At 70.7% G+C, this 25,008-nt stretch carries 24 protein-coding genes; 23 read left to right on the forward strand and 1 reads right to left on the reverse strand.

Translation table 11 applies throughout. The features are described 5' to 3' along the window. Positions 1-31: 31 nt before the first annotated feature. The 23 genes from OG689_RS41750 (at position 32) to OG689_RS41860 (ending at position 22,806) form a co-directional block, all read left to right on the forward strand. On the forward strand, positions 32-436 hold the full coding sequence (locus tag OG689_RS41750; RefSeq protein ID WP_266328467.1) for a hypothetical protein: 405 nt from the start codon (positions 32-34) through the stop codon (positions 434-436). Positions 437-576: 140 nt separating this feature from the next. Beyond that, positions 577-1,734 carry a hypothetical protein gene (locus OG689_RS41755; RefSeq protein ID WP_266328468.1) on the forward strand — a complete coding sequence of 386 codons (1,158 nt, stop codon included), beginning with the start codon at positions 577-579 and terminating at the stop codon, positions 1,732-1,734. A gap of 177 nt (positions 1,735-1,911) precedes the next feature. Next, complete coding sequence (locus tag OG689_RS41760; protein ID WP_266328470.1) at positions 1,912-2,403, forward strand: hypothetical protein; 492 nt, start codon at positions 1,912-1,914, stop codon at positions 2,401-2,403. 70 nt (positions 2,404-2,473) lie between these two features. After that, positions 2,474-3,034 (forward strand): hypothetical protein, encoded by a 561-nt coding sequence (locus OG689_RS41765; RefSeq protein ID WP_266328472.1) that lies wholly within the window; start codon positions 2,474-2,476, stop codon positions 3,032-3,034. 175 nt (positions 3,035-3,209) lie between these two features. After that, positions 3,210-4,472, forward strand: coding sequence for an ISL3 family transposase (locus OG689_RS41770; RefSeq protein ID WP_266328087.1), 1,263 nt, complete (start codon positions 3,210-3,212; stop codon positions 4,470-4,472). Between the two features lie 84 nt (positions 4,473-4,556). Continuing rightward, on the forward strand, positions 4,557-5,531 hold the full coding sequence (locus OG689_RS41775; RefSeq protein ID WP_266328474.1) for a hypothetical protein: 975 nt from the start codon (positions 4,557-4,559) through the stop codon (positions 5,529-5,531). Positions 5,532-5,660: 129 nt separating this feature from the next. Further along, positions 5,661-6,368 (forward strand): HNH endonuclease family protein, encoded by a 708-nt coding sequence (locus OG689_RS41780; protein WP_266328476.1) that lies wholly within the window; start codon positions 5,661-5,663, stop codon positions 6,366-6,368. Between the two features lie 604 nt (positions 6,369-6,972). Then, positions 6,973-7,434: a helix-turn-helix domain-containing protein gene (locus OG689_RS41785; RefSeq protein ID WP_266328478.1), complete on the forward strand. Its 462-nt coding sequence runs from the start codon at positions 6,973-6,975 to the stop codon at positions 7,432-7,434. Between the two features lie 148 nt (positions 7,435-7,582). Continuing rightward, on the forward strand, positions 7,583-8,176 hold the full coding sequence (locus OG689_RS41790) for a hypothetical protein (RefSeq protein WP_266328480.1): 594 nt from the start codon (positions 7,583-7,585) through the stop codon (positions 8,174-8,176). Next, positions 8,170-9,090: an ATP-binding protein gene (locus tag OG689_RS41795; RefSeq protein WP_266328482.1), complete on the forward strand. Its 921-nt coding sequence runs from the start codon at positions 8,170-8,172 to the stop codon at positions 9,088-9,090. The genes OG689_RS41790 and OG689_RS41795 overlap by 7 nt, the downstream gene beginning before the upstream one ends. Before the next feature lie 55 nt (positions 9,091-9,145). Then, positions 9,146-9,829 (forward strand): SAF domain-containing protein, encoded by a 684-nt coding sequence (locus tag OG689_RS41800; protein ID WP_266328484.1) that lies wholly within the window; start codon positions 9,146-9,148, stop codon positions 9,827-9,829. Continuing rightward, the gene (locus OG689_RS41805) at positions 9,829-10,662 is read left to right on the forward strand and encodes a hypothetical protein (RefSeq protein ID WP_266328486.1); all 834 of its coding nucleotides are present in this window, start codon (positions 9,829-9,831) and stop codon (positions 10,660-10,662) included. The genes OG689_RS41800 and OG689_RS41805 overlap by 1 nt, the downstream gene beginning before the upstream one ends. Next, positions 10,655-12,232 (forward strand): CpaF/VirB11 family protein, encoded by a 1,578-nt coding sequence (locus tag OG689_RS41810; protein ID WP_266328488.1) that lies wholly within the window; start codon positions 10,655-10,657, stop codon positions 12,230-12,232. The genes OG689_RS41805 and OG689_RS41810 overlap by 8 nt, the downstream gene beginning before the upstream one ends. Next, positions 12,229-13,155, forward strand: coding sequence for a type II secretion system F family protein (locus OG689_RS41815; protein WP_266328490.1), 927 nt, complete (start codon positions 12,229-12,231; stop codon positions 13,153-13,155). Before OG689_RS41810 ends, OG689_RS41815 begins: the two co-directional genes overlap by 4 nt. Continuing rightward, complete coding sequence (locus tag OG689_RS41820) at positions 13,155-14,054, forward strand: type II secretion system F family protein (protein WP_266328893.1); 900 nt, start codon at positions 13,155-13,157, stop codon at positions 14,052-14,054. Before OG689_RS41815 ends, OG689_RS41820 begins: the two co-directional genes overlap by 1 nt. A 42-nt stretch (positions 14,055-14,096) precedes the next feature. After that, positions 14,097-14,300 carry a hypothetical protein gene (locus OG689_RS41825; RefSeq protein ID WP_266328492.1) on the forward strand — a complete coding sequence of 68 codons (204 nt, stop codon included), beginning with the start codon at positions 14,097-14,099 and terminating at the stop codon, positions 14,298-14,300. A 45-nt stretch (positions 14,301-14,345) separates the two neighbouring features. Continuing rightward, positions 14,346-14,759 carry a TadE/TadG family type IV pilus assembly protein gene (locus OG689_RS41830; protein WP_266328494.1) on the forward strand — a complete coding sequence of 138 codons (414 nt, stop codon included), beginning with the start codon at positions 14,346-14,348 and terminating at the stop codon, positions 14,757-14,759. After that, the gene (locus OG689_RS41835) at positions 14,756-15,187 is read left to right on the forward strand and encodes a TadE/TadG family type IV pilus assembly protein (protein ID WP_266328496.1); all 432 of its coding nucleotides are present in this window, start codon (positions 14,756-14,758) and stop codon (positions 15,185-15,187) included. The genes OG689_RS41830 and OG689_RS41835 overlap by 4 nt, the downstream gene beginning before the upstream one ends. Beyond that, positions 15,187-15,615: a pilus assembly protein TadG-related protein gene (locus OG689_RS41840; protein WP_266328498.1), complete on the forward strand. Its 429-nt coding sequence runs from the start codon at positions 15,187-15,189 to the stop codon at positions 15,613-15,615. The genes OG689_RS41835 and OG689_RS41840 overlap by 1 nt, the downstream gene beginning before the upstream one ends. Positions 15,616-15,619: 4 nt before the next feature. Continuing rightward, positions 15,620-19,165, forward strand: a complete 3,546-nt coding sequence (locus OG689_RS41845) for a LysM peptidoglycan-binding domain-containing protein (protein WP_266328500.1) — start codon at positions 15,620-15,622, stop codon at positions 19,163-19,165. A 97-nt stretch (positions 19,166-19,262) separates the two neighbouring features. After that, positions 19,263-19,976, forward strand: coding sequence for an A24 family peptidase (locus OG689_RS41850; RefSeq protein ID WP_266328502.1), 714 nt, complete (start codon positions 19,263-19,265; stop codon positions 19,974-19,976). Positions 19,977-20,133: 157 nt separating this feature from the next. Beyond that, positions 20,134-22,011, forward strand: coding sequence for a DUF2637 domain-containing protein (locus OG689_RS41855; RefSeq protein WP_266328504.1), 1,878 nt, complete (start codon positions 20,134-20,136; stop codon positions 22,009-22,011). A gap of 297 nt (positions 22,012-22,308) precedes the next feature. Continuing rightward, positions 22,309-22,806 (forward strand): hypothetical protein, encoded by a 498-nt coding sequence (locus tag OG689_RS41860; protein ID WP_266328506.1) that lies wholly within the window; start codon positions 22,309-22,311, stop codon positions 22,804-22,806. A 111-nt stretch (positions 22,807-22,917) separates the two neighbouring features. Here OG689_RS41860 and OG689_RS41865 read toward each other — a convergent pair whose 3' ends face one another. Next, positions 22,918-24,861: a bacterial transcriptional activator domain-containing protein gene (locus tag OG689_RS41865; protein ID WP_266328508.1), complete on the reverse strand. Its 1,944-nt coding sequence runs from the start codon at positions 24,859-24,861 to the stop codon at positions 22,918-22,920. Positions 24,862-25,008 lie beyond the last annotated feature (147 nt).

Consider the following 25,008-nt stretch of genomic DNA (forward strand, 5'->3'; position numbering starts at 1 on the left):
CGGGGGTCTGGCCACCAGGCCGCCGGCGGCCTTGCTCCCTGCACCTTTCCCAAGGAGGAAGACTCTGAAGACCTCGATCGGCACCGCGGTGCACCTGCACCCGGCCGGCACTGCCGGCACCCTTTGCCGCTGGCACAACCGCTCGGCGCTCGCCACCACGGTGGCATCGATCGCGCTACGCGGCGGCCTGGACGCGGACGCCAGCGACGACCAGCTCGCCGAGTGCGCCGGGATCGCGAAGGGCACCCCGCTCAAGCGGCCCCTGTCCGAGGAGACGCTGAGCGCGGTCCGTTCGGCGCTCGCACCTGCGCTGGACCGCGAGAGCGGCGCTGACGATGTCGTGGCCGCCGTGTTCGACGCCCTGCCCGACAAGCCGATCCGCATCGTCGCCGACGACGGCCAGGAGTTCTTCCTGGTCCCCATTCCTGTCACGTAGTCACATCGCTGTCTGTGCCGTGCACTTGGGTTACCTGGTGTGCGGCACAGCTACTCTCCCAGTGTTGCGTAACTCTTTTTTAATATGTATGGTCATCCTGCCAGCGCAGCCGCCACGCCACGTCAGGAGCACTGAACCCCATGCCGGTCAACCGACACTCCCGAGCGCTCAAGACCCGCGACATCAACGAGGTGTTCGTCCAACAGCTCAAAGAGCGCGAGGACATGCTGCGCCAGAACCATGTGTGGCTCGCCCCCGCGCTCGACCAGCTCTCCAGCGGACGACCCGTGAGCTTGAACCTCCGCGCCCCGCAGTCCATGTCCGTCGCGGATCACGCCGATCTCGTCGACGTCGCCTCCCATGTCGGGATCTTCCGCATGTGGGCCCGCCGTGGCCGGGTCACCTACGACCTGAACGAGCACATGGCCGCCGAGCTGTACCGCTCCACGTACACCAAGCTGCCCGGTGACGTGTTCTCCCACCTGCCCCACATCAACCCCCTGGTTGTCCTGCCCGACCCGTGGCCGATCACCTTCAACGGCTCCAGTGCCCTGGTGCGCGGGTTCTTCGTCTTCGGGTTCAACCAGCACCCCGAGCAGCAGACCTACACCGATGACGAGATCGAAGGGCTCGGGCTGATGTTCGTCATCGACCTGCTCGACGACGACAGCTACGAAGTGCGCGGCCAGACCTACGTCAGGATGAACATCCCCACCGGCGCCGAGCGGTTCACCCTGAGGCAGGCTGTCAACTTCGCCGCAGCGCGGGCGGAGGCGCACTGGTCGCGGGTAAGCGACGAGCGCCCGGTCTACGCCCTGTTCGAGGAGCTGCTGCGGCCCGCACTGTCGATCCTGGTCTACCTGTCCTGCGACAACCGCGACCTCGCCGAACCGCCGGTGGTGAAGCCCACCCGACGCAAGCGCCGACCGGTCCAGAAGGACCGCGACCCGTTCTTCGTCGAGGTCGGCTGGCGCATGGGCCCCGCCCTCCACGCCGCCCGCCGGGCGATGGGACGCATCCACGAAGGGGCCGGAATCCCCTCTGGCGTCCAGCAGGCGCCCCACCAGCGGTGCGGCCACTTCCGCCGGTTCCGTATCGGCAAGGGCCGCACGGGCGAGACCACCCGCTTCGTCATGCCCTACTGGGTGCGCCTCGACCTTCTCGCCGAGAACGAGGACCCCATCACCACGGTGGTCCCCGTGGACGAGCAGCGGCGCGACCCGCTGCGCATCCGGGGCCTGAGGCAGCGAGGTGCCCGGCAGCCCGAGAGTGCTCCGGACGCGCGCCACGCCGCGTGAACCCGGCCGGGGCGGCATTCCACGACCGAAACGCCGCCCGGGCCACCGCCCAGAGACCTGGAGCGAGCGGCACCACGCCGCCCGGTCACACCCACCCGCCTGGCCGCGCCAGGCCATCAGCCCCAGAGCGCCGGGCCAGCCGTGGCCCGCCAGCTGGACCCATCAGAGGAGACCCCAGTGTCGGACAGTTCAACGTTGCAGCTCATCGTCCACACCGCCAGCGAGGAGGACGCGCCCCGCGTCCTCGAAGCCATCGCCGAGCAGACCCTTGACCAGCTGGAGGGTGACGAGCCCGAATCCGGGATCCTGGCCCTGGGGCAGCGCTACTGGGTGGAGCAGACCCCGGTCGGCAGCTCGTTCGAGCTCGCGGCCCACCTCATCGAGCACGCGCCCAGCGCGGCCTTGGCGCTCTGGCAGGACCCGAACCCGCCCGCAGCCGGCCACTATGTCGCCCACGTCCCCGGCACGGGAACCTACGAATCCGACTGCGACGCCGAAGGGAACCCGTACATCGGCGTCAAGGCCCTCGCCGCCCGCCTCGCAGCACTCCCCGAGGGCATCACCGTGGCGGAATGGCTGGCCGGCGACGGCAGCGTCGCCCTGGGCATCAGCGTGCTCGAAGCCGTCCGCCGCTACGAGCCCGAGCGCAACGCTCGGTGCCAGGACTGAAAGCCCGCCCAGCCGACCACTGCCCCGCGCGGCCCGCCCGGCCGCGCGGGGCGTCGAAGGAGCCAAGTCCGTGACCAACTCACCCCTCGCCTCCGTCCACCGCACCGGCCCGCAGGGGAGCGCGCACGGCGGAGCAGCCGAACGGGACGACCGCCCCTGGGAGGCGGGCCAGTTCGAGAGTCTTCTCAAGAGCCTGCTGACCTCCGAGGGCGGCGTCAGTGCGGTGACCACGTTCGCCGAAGCGGGCTACACCGTGAGTCGCTACGGTCTGCGTCTGTCCCTGCCGTCCGGTGCGGCCGTCTACCTGCAGATCGTCAGCGCGTCAGCCCCGGACGGGCGCGCCCCGCAGCAGGGCACCGCACCGCCGCGGCTCCGGGCAGCCGCGCTGCCCGCCCGCGGCAAGACGTCACTTTCCGCCGTCGAGCGCCACCTCCAGGCCGTCCTGTCCTCAGCCGGTGACCGCCGCATCCGGCTCACGGAGCCGTACAGCGCTCGCGGCGCCTCCATCGCCTACGGCCTCCACGTCCGCTTCCACAACGGCGCCACGGTGTACTGCTACGTCGTCCACGCGCTCGCTCCCGGCACCGACGTACCCCGCGGCCGCCCGTTCCGATCCGTCCGTCAGATCTGACCTGACACGGCGGAAAGCAGTCATCCCACGCGGGCGCGGTGAACGGCCCCGGGAGTTTTGGGGCTCTTGTGCTCCATCTGTGGGTCGCTGAGGAGCGCCTGACGCAGTACACGCCGTCCCCTGTGCAGATCTTGAGGTGTTGAGGCCCGAGATCGGTTTGCGCAGGGAGAACGGCGTGCGGTTCACCACGGTATTGAACGCGCTGGTCGGATGCGAGCAGGCGGTGCCGGAGGACGTGCGGTTCGAGGTAGATGCGCAGGTCATCGTGGTCGCGGTCCGGCCGAGGTCTCGGGCGCGTCGCCGTTGCGGGATCTGTGGGAGCCGCTGTCCGGGGTTCGACGCCGGTGCGGGGCGTCGGCGCTGGCGTCACCTGGACGCTGCCGGCCTCAAGCTCTACCTGGAGGCCGACGCGCCCCGGGTGACCTGCCGGCGGCACGGGGTGGTGGTCGCCGCCGTCCCCTGGGCCCGCCACGACGCCGGGCACACCCGCGACTTCGATCAGCAAGTCGCCTGGATGGCCACCGAATGCTCCAAGGCGGCCACTGCCCAGCTGATGCGGACTGCCTGGCGCACGGTCGGCGCGATCATCACCCGCCACCAGGCCGACGCCGACGCCGGGATCGACCGGCTCGCCGGCCTGCGGCGTGTCGGCATCGACGAGATCTCCTACCGGCGCGGGCAGAAGTACATGACCGTCGTGGTCGACCACGACTCCCGACGGGTGGTGTGGATGGCGGACGGCCACGGCAAGGACGTACTGCGCTCCTTCTTCGACGTGCTGGGCGCCGACCGCGCGCACGGGCTCACCCACATCAGCGCCGACGGCGCCGAGTGGATCGCCGACGTGGTCGCCGAGCGCGCTCCCAACGCGGTACGCGCCATGGACCCGTTCCACGTCGTGGCCTGGGCCACCGAGGCCCTGGACGAGGAACGCCGCTCCGCGTGGAACCGGGCACGACGCGAGGCCGCCGACCCCGAACTCGCCCGCCGCCTCAAGCACTCACGCCACGCGTTGTGGAAGAACCCCGAGGACCTCACGCCCCGCCAGCAGGTCAAACTCGCCTGGATCGCGACCAACGACCCCCGCCTGCACCGCGCCTACCTGCTGAAGGAGGGCCTGCGCACGATCTACCGGATCGCCGCCGAGGAGGGCGTCCAGGCCGCGGTGAAGGCCCTGGACCGATGGCTGTCCTGGGCCGCCCGGTGCCGCCTTCCGGCCTTCACCGACCTCGCTCGCAAGATCAAGCGCCACTACGAGGCCATCCTCCACGCGATCATCGAGAAGCTGTCCAACGGCCTGATCGAGTCGACGAACACCAAGACCCGCTTGATCATCCGCCGAGGCTTCGGCTTCCGTTCCGCCGAGGCCGTCATCGCCCTCGTCATGCTCTGCCTCGGCGGCAACCGCCCCACCCTGCCCCGACGCCAACTCGCATGACCCGACCCACAGGTCCAGCACAAGAGCCAGTTTTGGCATCATCCTTGTCACGGAGCAGTCCACCCGGGACCTGAAGGATGAGCGATGCGCGGTGCACGACGAATCGGCACGGCAGTAGCAGCGGCCGCAGCACTACTCGCCGCCGGGTGCACGCAGAGCACGTCTTCGCAGGGCGAGCCGTCGCACGCCGCGAATCCCGCACCCCCCACCAGCGCGGCATCGCAGACCGGCATCGTGGCCCTGGGCGAGTCCACCACGACTGCCCATGGGGCCTGGTCGCTGTCGGTGGCGCCCTTCACGGAGGCCGAAGCGTCTGCAGGGGCCCAGGTTCCCGCCGGCTGGCTGGCGCTGCGGACGAAGGTAACCCTGACGAACACAACCGGCCAGATCGCGGTGCTGCCGGAAACCGCCCTGACCGTGCGGTACGGACAAGCCGGCCGGGCAGGACTGCAGTTCACCGGCGAGGGCCTGGCCGGCCTGCCCAAGCGCCAGGACGGCGTGAAGGTCGCGCCCGGCGCAGCCTTCACCGCCGAGGTCGGCGTTGCCGTCCCCCCGGACGCCTCGGGCCAGCAGTCCACGGTCACCGCCGAGACGACGGAGGAGGGGCTCGCCGAGGCCGATGCCGTCTTCTTCGACGGCCAGCTGCCCGGCACGGTGTCCGGCGCCGCCGGCGAACCGTCCCCGGCCGGCACCTCGGGCGGCGCGGTGGTCCCGCTCGGCACTTGGGCGGCCAGCGGCATTCGGGTCTCCACGATCACCGTCGGCGCGGCCCAGGCCAACGGCCGGGACGCCTCCCTTGAGCTGACGGTGGCCAACAACCGCACGGAGCCCAGGCGGGCCCTGGGGGTGGCCCTGCTCTTCTTCACCGGCCAGCAGCTCACGCAGGCGGGCACCGCTACCCCGGAGCTTGACTACCCGGACGCGCCGATCGCGCCAGGTCACTCCGCCACCCAGACCGTGAAGTTCACCGTGCCTGCCGGAGCCGTCCCCGGCCCTCTGACCGTCGAGGCCGTGAACCCGGACGGGACCCGCACGACCTTCCAGGGCACGCTCTCGTAGCACCGCCAAGGCAGTCAGGCGCAGCCCGCGCGGCGAGGAGCGTGAAGAAGGTCGGCCCGCCGATGTCACACGGGGGGCCGTTTCGACACCTCTATGGACGACTTTGCCCACCGCCGGAGGAGATCCACCGTGACCGTCCGCCTCACCCGCTGCGCCACCATGATGGTGCTGGCCACCGCCGCAGCGGCTCTGTCCGCCGCCTGCACCCTCGCCGGGGCGAACGTCGGCCCGGCGGGAAGCGCCAGCCGCGGCACCGCGGCTGCCGCCGACGCTGAGCTCGACCGGCTGCCCGTCAAAGGCCGCGCGCCGAAGGCCGGATACAGCCGGGACCAGTTCGGACCCGCGTGGAGTGACGAGAGCTCCGCGCCGATGTCGGGGAATTCCTGTTCGACGCGCGATGATGTACTGGCGAGAGACCTGGTCAACCCGGTCCGTGAGGGCCGCTGCACGGTCGTGTCGGGCGTGCTGAACGACCCGTATACGGGCAAGACGATCGCGTTCAAGCGTGGCCCGGGCTCTTCCCTGGCTGTGCAGATCGACCACGTGGTCGCGCTCTCCGATGCTTGGCAGAAGGGCGCACAGCAACTCAGTGCCGCGGACCGGCTGAACCTGGCGAACGACCCTCTCAACCTGGTCGCGACCGACGGTCCCACCAATGGCGCGAAGGGCGACGGCGACGCTGCTACCTGGCTCCCGCCCAGTGGCGAGATCCGGTGCGGCTACGTGTCGCGCCAGATCGCCGTGAAGGCGAAATACCGCCTGTGGGTGACCGAGGCCGAGCAGGCCGCGATGCGTCGCGTCCTGGCTCAGTGCCCGGGACCAGCGCTCCCGGGCTAGGAGCAGTAGTACGAGTCACGCCGGGGCAGCGGACCGATCGCGAGGCCGCCGCCGAGAGCAGCCGCGACCTCCCCCACATTTCCTTCACAATAACTTTGCGGCAGTGGCCGAAGAGTGCTCCCCGGGAACAGAACCGATTGGCCGTCATGCTTGGTTGACACCAAGCAATCTGGCGCCCTCCGAGGTCAGCAGCAGCGCTGCGCGCACGACACATATGTTCTGACATGCACTCTTCGTTTGGCCAAGCACAGATGTGGAGAGATCGGGCATTTGTGACCTATAGTCACGACTCGCTAGCGAATAGCTGTTGACGCATCGAACAGTGCGTGGAAGATTCGAGCATGTTACCGATCAGATTCAGTCACTGGCCGGTCACCCGCTAGCAGCGGACGGGGGAAGGGGGGCCTTGTGCTGTACGCGCGTTCCAAGACAACTTCGAGCGAACTCGCCAACGCTCCTGCTTGCCCACGCGCACCGATGAAGGCGGCACCCCACGCGGGCGGAACGGCTCAGGCCCCGCGCACCGCCACAGGCGGCACCAGCTCTCAGGCCCACAGGGGCCCGGGTCACCACCCAGGGATCGGCGAGCACGGAGCAGGACACGATGGGCAGTCGCGAGGCAACCGGCTTCAGTGCCGCCGCCCTGCGGACCCTTCGGGCCGAGGCATCGCTCTCCCAGGGCGACCTCGCGCTGCGCGCCCGCCGCAGTGGGTCGAAGCTGGCGGCGCACCACATCTGCCTGTACGAGAAGGGCAGGCGGACGCCGCGGCTGACCACGCTGAAGGCTCTCGCCGCCGGCCTGGGCGTTCCGCTCTCGGCGCTTGTGGCCAGCTGCTCGCAGGACGACCTCAAGACGCTGCGGACGCTCGCCGGCCTGAGCCAGCGTCGGCTCGCCGCGCTCCTCGGCATCGCACAGGCCCGCTGGTCGAGAATCGAACGCGGCCTGTCGTCGCTGGACGAGTCCAAGCTGCACCAGGCCGCCGGGCTGCTGCTGACCAGCACCGAGGAGCTGCAGCGCGTCTTGCGGGCCGCGCGCCCGCACGCCGCGCCTCCGCTCGGCGGCTGACGCGCCGGGGCGCCGCCTCCCCACGCATCGTGCGGCGGCGGCCGGCCGCTGGAGCGTGCCGTCCACCCGGCCGCGCACAGCACTACGCCGAGGCCTGAACCTGCCTTCTTCACCTGAACGTTGGACCACTCACGAGGGGGATATGCCAGTGGCTAAGTCAATCTCTACCGGTATAGGCCAGCCGGCCCTGCGCACCATCTCCGCGGCAGCGGCGCTGGCCGCCGCGACCGCCCTGCTGACCGGCTGCGGGTCCGGTGGCGCTGCCAAGGTGGACGCCTCTCCCTCGCCGTCCGTCGCGAGCTCAGCGCCCCCGTCCGCCGATCCGACCGCGGCCGCCAGCGCGGCCGTGCTCACCGCCTACCGCGGGATGTGGGCGGAGGAGGTCAAGGCCTTCGCGTCCGGCTCGCTCAAGGACGTGAATCTGGAGCAGTACGCCGGCGACAAGGCGCTCGCGGACATCAAGGCCAGCGCCGTCTACTACCAGGACAACAACCAGGTCTTCAAGGGTGAGCCGAAGCTTGCTCCCAAGGTGACGGCGATCGACCTGTCCACCACGCCGAACCGCGCGACCGTCGAGGACTGTGTCGACGCCTCGAACTTCCTCCCGGTGGACAAGGCCACCGGGACACCGGCCAAGATCACCGACGCCAACCGGCCCTACGTCCAGACCTCCAGCGTGCGCATCTACGCCGGGCGCTGGGTCGTCATGGAGTCCACGATCAACCGGGACAAGACGTGCTGACGCTGCGTCGGGCGATGGCCGCGCTGCTGATGGCGATGGCCGTGATGCTCGGCGCCGCTGCCTCTCCCGCGCTGGCAGACGGAGGCGTGCAGTGCCCGCCGCTGTCGCCCCACTGCACCGTCGACGCAGGTGGCGGCGGCAGCGGTGGTGGAGGAGCCGGTGGCGGAGGAGGCGGCAACGGCGGCGGAGGCGGGTCTGCCGCCAAGTGCTTCGCCGGCTCCAAGGAAGTGCCGTGCTACCGCGACGGGCTGGGCTGGTTCAACTCGTTCAACAGCTGCTACTACATCCTGATGGCCCCCCAGCCGCCGGCGGACGACCCGGTCTGGCAGGGGCCGATCCCGGTGTACGCCAAGGCCTACCAGGTGACCTGCCCGTACTCGACCTCGCCGACCAACAACCCCAACGGCGTCATGGTCCTCAGCACGCCCCCGCCCGGCTACGGCGGGATGGTCGCGCCGGCGGTCCTGGCGCAGCGGGCCATCGACAGCATGCTTCTGAAGGGCGCGGACATCGGTATCGCCCCGAAGCCGGGTGCCAAGTCGCTGGTGGGCCTGCCGGTCTGGGTGTGGAACAACGTGTCTGACACCACGTGGGGACCGAAGGGCGCCGAGGCCTCGGCTCCCGGCATCACGGTCAAGGCGACAGCCCACGTCTCCAAGATCGTATGGAAGTTCGGGGACGGGACGTCCCAGACCTGCACCGGCCCGGGCAAGGCCTACGACCCGTCGTACGGGACGCAGACCCCCGAGTGCGGCCACCCGTACACCAAGGCGGGCAGCTACACGATCACCGCGACGAGCACCTGGGCCGTCGACTGGACGTCCACGGACGGGCAGAGCGGTCAGATCCTGACCGACCGCACGTCGACGACCTCGACGCAGATCGCCGAGGCGCAGGTCCTCAACACCCAGTGAGCGGGCTCAGGCCCCCACCCGCAAGCCAGTTCCACCTCCTGAAGGAAAGACCCTGATGGCACGCAGCAGTACGCGGTCGCGCACCAGCGCGCCCGAGGACACGAAGCAGCAGCCCGTGGCGGCCCTGCCGATCACGGAGAGCGCGCCGCGGCGCAGCCGGCGCCCTGCGTTCGTCGCGGTCGGTATCGCGCTCGCCGCGGTCGGCGGCCTCGGTGCGGCGTACGCGGTCAACCAGGCCGGTGACCGGGTGTCCGTCATCGCGGTGAAGCAGGACATCCCGGCGGGGAAGGTGATCACCTCGTCGGACCTGGTCGCGGCCGAGGTTGTCGCGGACCCGGCTCTGCACCCGGTGCCGGTCACCCGCAGCCACGACATCCTCGGCAAGGTCGCGGCAGCCGACCTGCCGGCCGGCACCCTGGTGACCGACGGGTCGGTGCGCGGCGGTCAGCCGATCACGAGCGGCAAGGACACCGTGGGTGTGCTCGCGAAGGCGGGTCAGCTCCCGGCCGGGAACCTGCAGCCGGGCGACGCGGTGACCGTGGTGGCGACGCCGCGCCAGGATGACGACAAGCCCGCGACCCAGCCGGCGACGATCACCGCGGTGATCGTGCGGATCGGTGACCCGGATGCCAACGGCGCCCGGGTCGTCGACCTCGCGGTGTCCCCCGTTGACAGCCCCGCGCTGGCGTCGTGGGCCTCGACCGGACGGGTCGCGATCGTGCTGAAGGCCAAGGGCTGATGGCCTTCATCACGCTGGTTTCGGCGAAGAGCTCCGGGGTGACGTGCTCGGCGCTCGCTCTGGCGCTGGCCGCGCCCAAGCGGACGCTGCTCGCCGAGTGCGACCCGGCCGGCGGCAGCATCCGCACCGGCTACCTGCAGGGCCGCGGCACGACCGCGTCCATCGGGCTGCACCGGCTGGCCGCCGCGGACCGCACCGGCACGCTTCCCGAGGTGTTCGAGCAGCACCTGGTGTCCTTCGACGAGGCGGGCAACCGCCTGCTCCTGCCCGGGCTGACCGATCCCGCGCAGGCCTCCTCCCTGGCCGGAACCTGGGATGCCCTGCACCGGCTCATGCGGGTCATGGAGGAGGACGCCTTCGACGTGATCGTCGACGCGGGCCGCGTGGTGGTCGAGTCGTCGGCGCGGCTCAACGCCGTCAGCTCGCCAGCCGTGCTGCTGCGCCGTTCCGACCTGGTCCTCCTCGTGGTCCGCGGCAACGCCCCGTCCCTGACGGCGGCGGCCCCCGTGGTCAAGACCATCCGGGAGGACCTCGACCGCCACGGAACCGGCTCCGGCGCCCTCGGGCTGCTGCTCATCGAGGACGGGCCCTACAAGGCGTCCGAGATCAGCGCGCAGCTCGGCGTGCCTGTCATCGCCGCTCTGCCGTTCGACCCGGACACCGCCGACGCGCTCACGGTCGGCGGGAAGGTGCGCGGCCGCTTCGCGATGACCTCGCTCATGCGGGCAGGCCGAAGCGCCCACGAGCCGATCACCGTGGCCGCGACCCGTCGCCGCGCCCAGCTCGATCCCCGCCCGTCGCCCATCCCCACTGAGGAGGTTTCGCATGTCTGACACGCTCGTTCCGAGCCAGTCCACCGGCGACACGCCCTCACGGACCTCGCGGTTCAAGCTCGCCCTGCAGGAGGGGTCGGGCCCGGTGTGGCCGGCGCAGGCCCCGGCAGCAGCTGGTGGCCCGGTGCCCGCGGCGGCCGTTCGCGCCGCTTCGCCGACCGCCGTGTCGATGCCCGCTGCCTCCGGTCCGGCGTCGGGCGTGCTGCCGGTGGACTACGCCAGGATCGTTGAGCTGCGGCAGCAGGTGGCCGACCTCCTCGCCCAGGAGACCGCCACCACTCCCGGTCTGTCCACCGAGGACCGGATGCAGCGCGGGCAGAGCCTGGTGAACCAGGTCGTGGGTACCTGGGCGACCGGTCATGCGGCCGCGCAGGGGGCGCTCAGCCGCCAGGACGAGTACGCCATTCGGCGTGCGGTGTTCGACGAGCTGTTCCAGGCCGGGCGGCTGCAGCCGCTGCTGGACGACGCCGGCGTGGAGAACATCACCATCAGCGGGTTCGACAAGGTACGCGTTGACTACGTCGACCGTCCCTCCAAGAGCGTCGCCCGGATCGCCGAGTCGGACGCCGGCCTGATCGAGCTGATCAATCAGTTGGTCCGCACGCAGGGCCAGGGCGAGCGGTCGCTCACCCCGGCGACGCCGATGCTGAACACGCGTCTGGGTGACGGGTCCCGTCTGGCGGCCACCGCCTGGGTGACCCCTCAGCCCGAGGTCGTGATCCGTCGTCACCGCACCCGCTCTCAGGGCCTGGAGGACCTGAAGAACTGGGGGACGATCGACCCGATCCTGGTGGAGTTCCTGAAGGCCGGTGTGCTGGCGAGGAAGAACCTCATCGTGGTCGGCTCCCAGGGCGTCGGCAAGACGTCCCTGATGCGTGCCATGGCTGGGGAGATCCCGGCGTCGGAGCGCGTCGGGACGCTGGAGAGCGAGTACGAGCTGTGGCTTCACGAGGACCCGAACGGGCCGACCGTGGTGGCGCTCGAAGGCCGTGAAGGCAACGGCGAACGCGGCCCTGACGGCCGCGCGGTCGGGGAGATCACCCTGTCCGAGCTTTTCGCCCAGTCCCTGCGTATGAGCCTTCGGCGGGTCATCGTCGGCGAGGTCCGCGGCCGCGAGGTGCTGCCGATGCTGCACGCCATGAACGAGGGCGAGGGCGGGTCGATGTGCACGTTGCACGCCCGCTCGGCGGAGATGGCCATCGAGCGCCTGGTGATGCTCGCCATGGAGGCCGGCACGGGCATGACCGACTCGCTGGCCTACCGTCTGATCGCGAACGCTGTGGACTTCATCGTCTACGTCAGGCTCGTCGACGAGACGGCGATCGGCGGCAAGAAGCACCGGTTCGTCTCCGACGTCGTGGAGCTGACCGGCGTTGGTGAGGGGGGCCGCCCGTCCCGGCAGGCCGTGTTCGGACCGCGTGAGGAGGCGGGACGGCGCGAGCCGCGCGCCGTGCCGCTCATGCCCCCGCAGTGCCTGGCGGACCTGGAGCGGGCAGGCTTCGACCGTCGGCTTCTCCAGCAGCCCTGGGGCGCGTGGGAGAAGCCGCTCGAGGCGGTGACCCAGCTGTGAACCTGAACCCCACCGCCGTCATCGCCGCGCTGGCCGGCGCCGTTGCAGTAGGCGGACTCTGCCTTGCGATCGCCGGTCTCGTCGGAACGACCGCGCCCGACCCGGCGCGCCCTGCGGGTCGCCTGGAGCGCAAGCTCCGTGCCGGCGGCTTCTCCGGGTCCGGGACCGGTCCCGCGGGCGCGCTGACGAACCAGCGCACCCTGGCCCTCGGCGCGGTCGCCGTCGGCCTGATCGTGTGGCTGTTCACCTCCTGGCTGATGGGCGGGCTCCTGACCGGCCTCGCCGTGTTCGGACTGCCCTGGATCCTGCAGCCCGGACGCGGCAGCAAGGCGCAGATCCAGCGGCTGGAGGCTCTTGAGGAATGGGTGCGGCGGCTGAGTGACATCCACACCGCCGGCATCTCCCTCGAGCAGGCCGTGGCCAGCAGCGTCCGCAGCGCTCCGAAGCTCATCGCGCCGGAGGTCACCCGGCTCACCTCCCGCCTCGCGGCGGGATGGCGCGCCGAGGTCGCCTACCGGGCGTTCGCGGACGAGCTGAACGACGCGACCGCCGACAGTGTGGCTGCGCCGCTGATCCTGCACGTCCAGGACCGGGGAGCCGGACTCAGCACCGCCCTCAAGGCTCTGGCCGCCCAGGTGGGCGAAGAGGTCCTGATGCGGCGCAAGGTCGAGGCTGAGCGTGAGAAGCCGAGGACGAACATGCGCTGGGTCAGCCTGTTCTGCCTCGCGGTCTTCGCCCTTGCGATGCTCTCGGGCGCCTACGTCAAGCCCTACAGCAGCCTCACCGGCCAGGTCGTGCTCACCCTCCTTGCCGCTGGGTTCATCGGCGTCATGGTGTGGATGCGTCGCATGGCGATCGCCGACCCTGCGCCGAGGTTCCTCGCACCCGCCACCGACCGTCCCGATTCCGGGGAGGCACTGTGATGATCACCTCCGCGCCTGCGATCATCGGCGGCGCCTCCCTGGGCGTCGGTGTGGCCGTGGCCATCACCGGGTTCAGCCGCTCACGCGCCGACCTCGGCGACCTTCTCCACCGCAACGACGCCAGCCGGCTCGAGAACCTCGAGCCGCGCGCCGCGCGGGCCGCGGACTCCCTGCTGGACACGTTCGGTGCCCGCCTGCTGGCCCAGGTCGGCGAGGGCTTCGTCCGCCTGCCGCGCCAGGAGCTCGACCTGCTCGGGCGCAGCCCTGCCCAGCACGTCGGCCAGAAGATCGGCTACGCGATCATCGGGCTGATGTTCCCGCCTCTGGCGATCGCCGTGCTCTCGTTGGTCGGTGTGTCTCTCCCGTTCACGGTGCCCGCGCTCGCGGGGCTCGTGATGGGTGTGCTGCTCTGGCTCCTTCCTGACATCAATGTCAAGGAGGAGGCGGAGAAGGCACGTAAGGAGTTCAGGTATGCCATCGCGTCGTACCTGGAGCTGGTGTGCCTGGAGCGCGCGGCCGACGCCGGGCCGAGCGAGGCCCTGCGCAAGGCCGCGGATATCGGTGACGGCTGGGTTTTCGGCCGGGTGCGTGACGCGCTGACTCGGGCCGAGCTGGCCGGCATCCCGCCGTGGGACGGGCTCAAGCAGCTCTCGGAGGAGCTCGGTGTGCCCGAGCTCGGTGCGCCGGCCGACATCATGGCGCTCGCCGGTGAGCAGGGGGCGGCGGTGTACTCCACGCTGGCCGCTCAGGCGAAGAGCCTGCGAGGCGTTCTGCTGACCGATGCTCAGGCCGAGGCGAACGCGGTGTCGGAAAAGATGATCGTTCCCGTCAGCGCCCTCGTGATCCTCATGTCCATTTTCGTCGCCTTTCCCGCGATCATGCGGATTATGGCGAGCTGACCACCCATCACTGTTTCACCTGATTCGGAAGGTATGCCGCACATGTTCAGCAACGACCCGATTGTCCAGTCCCTCGTCGCCATGGTCCGCCTCCAGGCGGAGCGCCTGCGCGAGGTCAAGAACAGCGACCGCGGTGGCCTGTCCATCGAGGCCGCCATCATCGTCGGCGGCCTCGTCGTCGGCGCGATCGCCCTGGGCGTCTTCCTCGCCTCCAAGCTGACCGAGAAGACCGGCCAGATCAAGTAACCCAAGCCGAAACGTTTCTTCAACCAGGAGGGAGCGATGCTCTCCATGCCTCGCCCAATCTCCTGGGCACGCCGTCGGCTGACCCACGCGTGCTCCAGGGACAGCGGTGCGCTGTCCCTGGAGCTCGCGATCGTCTTCCCGGCCGTGATGCTCATGATCTTCACGATCATCCAGGCGGGCCTGTGGTACCACGCCCGCAACGTCGCCCTGTCCGCCGCCCAACGCGGCGTCGAGCGCGCCCGCGTGCAGGGCGCGAGCCTGGGCGACGGCACCTCCGTCACCAACAGCTTCCTGGACCGGGCCGGCGCCAGCATCAGCGGGCGCAGCGTGTCCGGGAGCGACGGCAACACCGTGACCATCACCGTCAGAGGCCAGGTCAACACATGGATTCCCGGGCTGAGCATCCCCGTCGACCAGCACGCGAGCGCCGCCCGGGAACGTCTGACAGGAGCGCCGTGAAGCACCTCGCGCCGCGGGACGACCGGGGAAGCCTGAGCCTGGAGACAGCGATCCTGGCTCCGGTGCTCTTCGGCTTCCTCGTCCTGGTGATCGCCGCCGGGCGGGTCCACATCGCCGACAACACCGTCGACGCGGCCGCCCGCAACGCCGCCCGCGCCGCGTCCCTCGAGCGCAGCGGCTCCGCCGCCCAGCAGGCCGGCACCCGTGTCGCCCAGCAGACCCTGAAGGACCAGGGGCTGCGCTGTTCCTCGGTCGACGTGTCCGTACCGACCGGCGGCTTCAACGCCGCCATCGGCACGGCCGCGAGTGTGACCGTCACGGTCACCTGCCGCGTCGACCTGTCCGACCTGGCGCTGCCCGGCCTGCCCGGCACCAAGCCGATCACGTCGCACTTCACCAGTGCGATCGACTCCTACCGAGGAAGATGATGACCGGCGCCCTCACCCGCCTCAGCCACCGCACGTCCTGGGGAGACGAGCGCGGTTCCATCTCGCTGTTCGTCGCCGTCGCCGCGGCCAGCCTCATCCTGATCGTCGGGCTGGTCGTGGACGGCGGCGGCAAGCTGCGCGCCCTCAACCACGCCGAGGCGTCCGCGCAGGAGGCCGCGAGGACCGGGGCGCAGGCGGTCAACGCCGGAATGGCGATCTCCGGCGGAGGCATCCAGCTCGACAGGAACGCGGCCTCGGCCGCCGCGTACAAGTACCTCTCCCAGGCGGGAGTGAGCGGCACGGTGGGCTGGGCGGACGACCGCACCATCACCGTGTCCGTCACCGAGCACTACTCCCCCGTGTTCCTGCCCGGCTCCTGGAGTGTCACCGGGCACGGCCAGGCCAAGCTGATCGTCCAGGGAGGCTGACCCCATGTCCCGCCGAACCGCCTCCCGTCTCACGGCCGCAGCCCGCGGGCTGGCCGCGCTCGTCGTCCTCCTCGCCCTGCTCGCCGGCGTCCCCCTGCTGCTGTGGCGCACCGGCGTCCTGCCCGCGCACGTACCCACGATGGATGAGGTCACCGGCGCGCTGACCAGCACCGACAACGGGACACTGTTCCTCGGCGCGTTGACTCTCCTGGGCTGGGGAGCCTGGCTCTCGTTCGTCTTCTCCACCGTCGTCGAGGCGACCGCGCTGCTGCGCCACCGTCAGGCGCCGCGCGTCCGTGTCCTCGGAGCGACGCAGCGCCTGGCCGCGAGCCTGGTTGCGGGCGTCGTCCTGCTGCTGCCCACCAGCGCGGCGTTCGCCGCGGCCCCGTCGGCTGGCGCGACCACGGTCACGGCACCCGTGTCCGTCCAGTCCGTCGGCAGCACCCAGACCGCAGCTCACAGCGAAGCCCCGAGCTCCTGGACAGGGCCCGTCCACCACGTCGTCCACGGCGACACCCTGTGGGACCTCGCAGCGCACTACCTCGGCGACGGCACCCGCTGGCGCGAGATCGCGCAGCTCAACGACGGTCTCCGCCAGCCCGACGGTGCCGTGACGACCAGCAACGTCCGTGAGCTGCACCCGGGATGGACCCTGCGACTGCCGCCCGAGGCCAAGGCGCCCGCCCACGAGAGCGCGGCCCCGGCCGCAGGGGGCGCCCACCACGAGCACGTCGTCGCCGCCGGCGAGACCCTGACCGGCATCGCCCATGACGAACTCGGCGACGCCGGACGGTTCGAGGAGATCGCCAGCCTGAACAAGGGTCACGTCCAGGCCGACGGCCAGGCCCTCCAGGACCCCGATCAGATCAACGCCGGCTGGACCCTGGAGCTGCCCGCCGCCGCAACCGCGGCGCCCGAGCCCGCACCTGCGGCGCCCACCAGCCCGACGACGCCTGCCGATCAGGCGCCGGCCGCCCCATCCCAGTCCGCAGCCCCTTCGGCTGCGGCCACCCCCGCGCCGGCGACCACGCCAACGCAGCAGGCGGCCCCGACCACCGCGCCGACGTCCGAAGCCACCACACCCTCCGCGCCCACCGCGCCCGGCGAAGCGGACACCCCGGCCGCCGTCTCGACCACCGACGACGCGGAAGACACCGACATGCTCAAGATGGTCGTCGGCGGGACCAGCCTGCTCGCCGCCAGCGTCCTCGCCACGGTCGGCGGCCGCCGCGCCATCCAGCGCCGCCGCCGGCGGTTCAAGCGCCGGATCCCCATGCCCGTACCGGAGAGCGCCTCCGCCGACCTGGAGAGGCAGCTGCGGATCACCGCCGACGTGAGCAGCCTCTCCCTCATCGACCACGCCCTACGGACCCTCGCCGCCAACTGCGCCAGCACCGGGCAGGCGCTGCCGGAGATCGAGGCCGCGCGGATCCTGCCCCGCGGCGTGGAGCTGCACCTGGCCCAACCGACCCCGCCGATCGAGCCGTTCACCGAGATGGAGGAGCACCCCGACCGCTGGTGGTGCCCGGCCCGCGGCGCTGCGCTCCTCGACGAGGACGAAGCACGCGACACCACCTCCCCCTACCCGGCGCTCGTGAGCCTGGGTGAGACCGAGGACGGCGAGGCAGTCATGGTGAACCTCGAGGCCGTCGGCCTGCTGCGCCTGTACGGCACCCCGGCCGACGTGCGGGCCGTGATGCTCGGCATGGCGGTCGAACTCGGCTCCTCCCAGCTCGCGGACGACACCACCGTCCTCCTGAACGGTCTCGGTGAAGAGCTCGAGGATGCCTTCCCGGCGCGGATCGACCACAAGCCCGCGCTGGCCGAGGCGATCCCCGACCTCATCGCTCACGACGCGATGCAGCGCGGCGTCCTCGGTGAGGACAGCAGCCTGTTCGAGGCTCGCCTGACCGGAGACGGCGGTGACACCTGGACACCCAAGATCCTCCTCTCGCCGACGGCACCCGACGCGCACGAGGCCGAGTCCCTGATCGACCTGCTCTCCTCACGTCCGCGCACCGCGGTGGCCGTCGTCACGACCGCCGACGACGCCCTCGACCTGCCCGGCGCCTGGACGCTGTCGGCCACGCCCGGAGGCACGGTCGCGCTTCCGGGCCTCGACCTGTCCATCACCCTGCAGCGCCTGGAGGACGAGACGTACGGGCCGCTGCTCGAGCTCCTCGGAACGGCCAGCCGCACCGACGACGTCGCGGCGCCGGCCTGGACGCATCCGCCGCACGGCGCTCCCGTGCCCAACGGACCCTCCCGGATCCCGGTCAGCGCCGGCCTGGCGCCGGACACGACCCCCCAACCGGCCGACGAGCACGACGGCGAGCCGGCCGAGGAGCACAGTGCCCGGCCGATCGCCGTGTCCTTCAGCAAGGCACCCGTCGGCCTTGCCACCTCCCTTCCCGGATTCAGTGCGCTGGCCCCGTCGGTCACCGGCGCGTCGGCGCCCGCACACGCTCCGGCGGTGGACCAGCCCCTGGACGACGACATGCCCCCCGAGCCGGAGGACGACTTCGGCGACGAACCTGAAGCCGACCCGTTCGAGGAAGCCCTCAGCGAGGTCCTCCAGGAGCAGGCCCGGCCCGCGGTCCACCTGGACGACGCTGAGCTCCATGAGGAGGACGAGCCCGCCGGCGACGCGGAGAACGACGCTTCCGCGCTGTCGCAGGAGGCCGTCGGCGCTCACGCCCCCGTGCCCGCACCGGCCGCTGCCCCCCGGGTCACCGCCGTGACGTCCAGCGTGCTCGCCGCCCTCAACACGCCCCCGGACCCGCCCGCCGCACCGCAGATCCGGGTGCTCGGCTCCGTCGACGTGATCGGAACCCTCGGCAAGGTCGAGTCGAACCGGCGCAACGGCCTCACCGAGATCGCCGCCTGGCTGGTCCTCCACCCGGGAAGCAACCGCCACGAGCTCGGCGAGGCAATCTGGCCGGGCCAGCGCGTGCGCGCCGACACCCGCAACACCAGCATCAGCAAGCTGCGGACCTGGGTGGGACGCGACCCGCTCCTTGCGCCCGACGACCCGCAGGGCGCCTACCTGCCGCCGATCAGCGACGGGGTCTACGGCTTCAACGACCAGGTCACCAGCGACTGGACGCAGTTCCAGGAGCTCTACCAGCTCGGGATGCACCACCACGGGACCGACGCCGACATCGCCCTGGCCCACGCCCTCGCCCTGGTCCGCGGCCGGCCCTTCTCCGACATCGACCAGTCCAAGTACAGCTGGGCGGAGTACCCGATCCAGGAGATGCTCTCCGCGATCGTCGACGTCGCCCACGAGTTGGCGACCCGTCGCCTCGCCGTCCGCGACTACCGGGCCGCCGGCACGGCCGCGAGCAAGGGCCTGCTGTGCGACCCGCAGTCCGAGCTGCTGTTCCGCGACCTCATCGCCCTCTACAGCGAGACCGGCGACCGGGCCGGCCTCGAGCGCACCGCTCAGCAGCTGGCACGCATCGCCGTCGACTCCGGCTGCGATTCCTCACCCGAGACTGTCTCGCTGATCAACGCGCTGATGGACGCGGACCGCATCGCCTCCGCGTAGAACCCGCGGGCCGTCTCGGCAGCGACGACTCCCGAGACGGCCCACCACCGTCCACCCGGCCCTGACCGCCATCCGACCCCGTAGGGAGAGCAGACCGATGTACGCCCTGACCATCGCCATCGCGTCCCTGGCCGGACTGGCTGTCGGCATGCTTGCCCGGCCCCTGGTGTTCGCCTGCTCCGTGCCCGAGGACGAGCCGCCGCGCTCGCACTGCCCGGGCTGCGGGGAGTCACTCCCCCGCCGCAGCTCTGCGGCGGCGCTCCTGGGCCGGTGCGGCACGTGCGGTCAGCGGATCCCCCCGGCCGCCCTCCTCCCGGAGGTAGCCGGGGCCGCAGCGTTCGCCGGCATCGCGGCCAGCGGATCGACCGGCTGGCTGGCCGCCGCGCAGTACTGGTTCGCCGCGTGCGGGCTGGCCCTGGTGCTCGTGGACGTCGCGGTCCATCGGCTGCCCGACGTCCTCACCCGGCCGGCTGTCCTCGGGACGCTCGCCCTGCTCGCAGGCGGGGCGCTCGGCAGAGACTGGAGCAGCTTCGTCCGCGCCGTCCTGGCCGCAGCCGCGGTCACCGCCGTCTACCTGGTCCTGACGTTCGCCGGCCTCGGCGGTGGGGACCTGAAGCTGGCGCCGGCCATCGGCGCTCTCCTCGGCTGGTCCAGCTGGTCCGCCGTCCTCCAGGGCGCGGCCGCCGGGTTCGTGCTCATCGCCCTCTTCGGCCTCGCCCAATGGCTCCTGCGCAGGGCCAAGCGCGGAGACGAACTCGCCTTCGGACCTTTCATGGTCTGCGGGGCCCTGGCCGTCTCGGTACTCACATGAGCCCGCCGAGCCGGACACCAGGGAGCACACCGGCGCAGGCAGCACTGCCCAGCCGGAAAGAAACTGCACAACCGATTCGTGTCACACGGACACCTCAGATCACACCTCTATGGGAGATCAGCGAGCGTGCGCGCGAACTCGACGTAAGGGGACCCTCATGACAGCCGGGCAGAGCATCGCCCCGGAGCAGGCACTCGCCACCCACGGCCCGGCTATGCGCAAGCGGCAGTGGACCCGCGGGCGCAAGGTCATGTTCGGCACCATCGGCTTCGGGTCGATCGTCATCGCCGGCGTCGGGTTCACCGGCTCCTACACCGCTGTGCGTCTCCTCGCCGTGGAGAAGGGCTTCGGCTGGTTCGCCGATGTCTACCCCCTCGGCATCGACGTCGGCATCGCGGTCCTCCTCGCCCTGGACCTCGCACTCACCTGGATCGACCTCCGCTACCCGCTCCTGCGGTACATCGCCTGGCTGCTCACCGGCGCCACCGTGGCATTCAACGCTGCAGCCTCATGGCCGGACGTCCTCGCGTCCGCGATGCACGCCGTCATCCCCCTGCTGTTCATCTCGGTGACCGAGGCGGTGCGCCACGCCATCGAGAAGGCCACCTCCGCCGCCACCAACCAGCGCATGGACTCCATCAGGCTCGCGCGCTGGCTGCTGTCCCCCGTGTCCACCTGGAACATCTGGCGAGACATGAAGCTCTGGGAGATCCGCTCGTATTCGGCGGCACTCGAGCGCTACCAGCAGAAAATGCTCTACCGGCAGGACCTGAAGTCGCTTCACGGCCGGGGCTGGCGTCGGAAGGCCACCGGCGCCCAGCTGCGCCCGCTGCGTCAGGCCCGCCTCGGGCTCAGCGTCACGGACCAGCCGGCCCCGACCTTGCTCTCGGATCTGGCCGACGTCCTCAAGACCCTGACACAGGCCGAACTCCAGGTCCCGGAAGCGTCGAATTCCGTCCAGCCTGCTGAGCTCGCAGCCACCGAATCCGCCGTTCCTCTGCCGCTGCCCGCCCAGCGTGGCGTTGCCCCACTGGCATCCGCTACGCAGCCACCCGCCCCGACAACCGCCGCTCAGCCGGGGACCGTTGTGCCTGTCGCTGCCCAGCCAGCGCCCGAAGCGCCGGCACCCGCCGGGGTGACGCCGGCGCCTGCCCAGCCGGCCGTTCCCCAGCCCGCGCCCGGTTCACTGGCCGCCTCTCAGCCGGTGCCCGCCGTGCCCGCCGTGCCCGCCCCAATGATCACCACCCAGCCTGTCGCTGCCCAGCCGGCACCCGTACTGCTCACGCCCGTACTGCCGGCACCTGCCGAGGTGACGCCGACGCCCGCCCAGCCGGCCGTTCCCCAGCCCGTGCCCGCTCCAGCAGCCAACACTCAGCCGGTGCCCGCCGTGCCCGCCCCGACAATCGCCGCTCAGCCGCAGACCGTTGTGCCTGTCGCTGCCCAAACGGCCCCCGTACGGCCGGCGCCCGCCCAGCCCGCTGCTCCCCAGCCCACGGCGGCCACAGGAGTGCTGCCTGCCCAAGTCGCGCCGGCTCACGGGGGACCACTGCCCTCGACCACCTCCGCTGGACAAGACCCGCAGGACCTGACGAGCGAGGCCAACCCAGCCTCCGGTACGGCTCCCGCGCCGGGAGCGGTTGAGGAACTGCAGGCGCGGGAGAAGCACGAGGCGGAAGCCGAAGAGACGGCTGCGGAATCCGGCATCGATCATGAGGATCTTGAGGACGAGGAGGATGGAGCGGCCACCGGCGAGGAGATGCCGCGACTCGACCTGGGCGTGGCGCCGCCGAACGAGACCAAGAGCCAGAAGGCAGCACGCATCTACCTCGCGCATCAGCGTGCCGGCGTGGAGCTGACGAAGCCGAACCTGGCCAAGTGGGCCGGATACCAGAACGACGGCTCCGGCCGTACCCAGTACAACCGCCTTGAGCAGCAGTACGGGCCGATCCTCGTCAACGAAGGTGCGGACCAGCTCGACCTCGATTGGCAGCAGAACCCGGGCGGCCGCGAGGCCCAACCGGCGGCCGCGGCTTAAGGACTCGGTCGACCGCGAGGACTCCTACCACTGACGGGGTCGCCTGGAGCCGCCAGGCGACCCATCTGCTCGGATCGCGCCGGCACCCCGCCTGCCGAGAACTGCGCGGAGACTCGGGCGGACTGCCTGGTCAGTGCTGCTCTCGAATACGGCGGCGGTGTGTCATACGCGGACGTTAAGCTCCTCCCCACCGAACAGAGACCGGGAGACTTGCGAATGGCCAGCTCGCGAACACAGCTCAGAGGCGCTGCAGCGTCTGAGCAGAACGTAGCGGCAGGCCTCGGATTCGGGTGTGGCATGGCCGGCATCCTGGCTGTGCCCTCGGTCGCCATCGACTCACAGCTTTTCCATGATCACCGGCCCGTTGCCTTCGCGGTGATCTCCGTGTCTGCTCTAGCCATGGCCCTGGCCGGCTATGGCATCTCGCGGCTCGTCTTCTCGCGCTACGGGGTGAAGTGGTCGTACATCGGGATGGTGACCGCAGTGATCGTCGCTGTGGTGGTGGGGGTGCCGCAGGTGTCCGCGTACGTGTTCCCCGATCAGATGAGGCGCTACGACCGGGAGCTCGGCGGTGCCGGCCGGTGCCTGGGCGATACTCCGTACGCAAGCCGAGATGCTTTCCCGAGCACCTCCCAGGTGACCTACGACGACAGCAGGGGTGATCGGATGGTCGTTACCCCACTGGACCCAGCTGTTCCGGCGATCACCCTCAGCCATGCGAAGAGGGGCGGAGTACACCACCTGACCCCCGCTGATGATCAGACCCGGAAGGTTCTAATGTCGCACGGCTGCTGAGATCCCCGGCAGCGTGCATGTGAGGTAGTCCGGCTGCGGACCGCGGCCACGAAGGTTCACAGCACAGGGCCAGCCCCGGGCAAGAAGCCCGGGGCCGGCCCTGTGCTGTGATCAGAATGGTGGTTCGAGGCTCTGTGTCGGCTTGAACCAGGGACTCCGAGGCCGACGAAGCCCAGTGTGGAGCGTCTCGAGGTCCTCGCCAGCGATCCGCGCAGCCACGGCGGAATCTGCGAACGATGAGGTGAAGGACCTGAGCCGGGCATGCTCGCTCTCGGGCGCGGCCAGAAGGCCCCGGCCTGCCGCCCACAGCGCACCGGTCGTGTCGCCCGCAGCGAGTCGGGACTGAACGAGCAGGCGAGCTGCATCGACGATCGAGGTCGTCATCGCGTCCACGAACCGATCTGCCCACCAGTACAAGTCGGCTTGCTCGCCGAACGGACGGCCTCGGACGAGCTCGAGAGCCTGCTCCAGGGCCCGCTGTCCCTCGGCTGTGTCGGGCGCCAGCCGGCCGACCTCGTAGTGCTGCTGGAACTTGGCCCAGTCGCTTGTGACCGTGTCGGCGAAGGCGTAGCCGCGCTCCTTGGTGGCCTCGGGGAAGTGCTGAGCGCCCATCCATGCCCGCAGGCGGCTGGTCATGACGTTCCGGGTTGTGGCGGTGGTGCTCTGGTGCGGCCACAGCGCCTGGTCGAGCGTCAGGTAGTCGGAGCCAGGGTGGAGATGAAGCCAGCTCGCATACTCAGTGAGGCGGCGAAGGCGCTTCCGTTCGACCGTGCCGTTCGCTCCAACCACCTCAACAGGCCCCAGCAGGCGGATTTCGGGGCGTGTGACAACGCTCTCCGCAGCACCGCCTTGGGTTTCGGCGGAGAGGGCCGTCTCGGACGTAGCCGTGCTGGTCGGCTGGACAAGCAGGCAGCAGATGATCTCTGGATAGTCGGTGGTGGCGGATCCGCGCAGCGCAAGCAGCGTGGAGTGGGCCTCCCGGCCGGCGCCGCGGTCGCCGGCTGCGAGACGCCCCAGAGCCAGGCCGAGTTGGTGGCGTTCGGGCGCGGGTGCGAAGAGCATGACCCGGCCTGCCGCCCACGCTGCCCCGGCCAGGTCCTCGCGCTCCAGACGGAGGAGGTAGAGGTGGAGGGCGACGTCAAGGATCTCCTCCGTCATCCGCCGCGCATGCGGTTCCACCCACGGGGCCGATTCGTGGCGACGGTCCCGGAGGGTGCAGGGCGGCCCTTGGACCAGCTCGAGGGACCGCTGAAGGAGGGCATCGCTGTCCGCACCGGGCTCGAGGGCTGCCTGGTGCAGGGCCTGGAACACTTCCCAGTCGCTCGTGACTGTCGGGGCGAAGGCATACCCGTTCTCCTTCTCTGCCTCTGGGAAGTTCGCCGCCCCGACCCACTCACGTAGGAGGCCCAACGCCTTGTCACGGGTCCTGTTGTTGATCCTCGTGTTCGGCTGGAGGGCAAGGTCGAGACTCCGGTAGTCCCCCAGCGGATGGAGGTGTATCCATGCTGCGCCCGCTTCCAGCTGCCGGCGCCGCCAGGCGCCGTCCGGGCATGCGACGGCTGTTCCAAGCAGGTCGACCTGTCCCAGGAGCCGGATCACGGGCCTGTCCGCCGCGAGGTCCTCCAGGGGGTCCCGGTCCTTGCGGAACTCTGGTTCGTAGCGGGCGGGTTGGTGCGCTATGCGAACGGCTGCGAGCTTGACGAGCGTGGGCATTGGCATGGCAGGAGGAGCCGGCGCGGCTGGAGGTGCCGGCAGGCGGCTGTTCAGGCTGTCGAGCACTCCGAGAGTGATCGCCCAGCCCTCGACGAAGGCCCGTTCCGAGGCTTCCGGATCGGGCAGTGGCGGCCACTGCGCGTCGGGCCGCAGGATCTGCCAGGCGTAGTCGTCCGGTGGGCAGATCGATCGGAGTAGCAGGAAGGCGGCCGCACGCCATCGCGCCAGGCGGTCGGGTGGGGTGCCGGGGCCGAGTTGCTCGCCGCTGCCGATCAGGTCTCGGATGGCAGTGCGGAGCTCTGGGCTTCTGGGCGGTGTCGTAGTGAGCGGTGTGGGGTTCACGGGTGTGGCCTCCGTTGGGTGGTGAATGTGGACCCCAATAGAGGTGTCGGAACGCGCCTGCGTGTGACATGCAGCCGCTACCCAGTTTTCGGGGTGCCGGGCGCCGGCGCTCCCCGCTATTTCGTAAGGCTATTTGCCAATGTAGAC

Source organism: Kitasatospora sp. NBC_00240 (assembly GCF_026342405.1).
In the GTDB taxonomy this organism is placed as follows: domain Bacteria; phylum Actinomycetota; class Actinomycetes; order Streptomycetales; family Streptomycetaceae; genus Kitasatospora.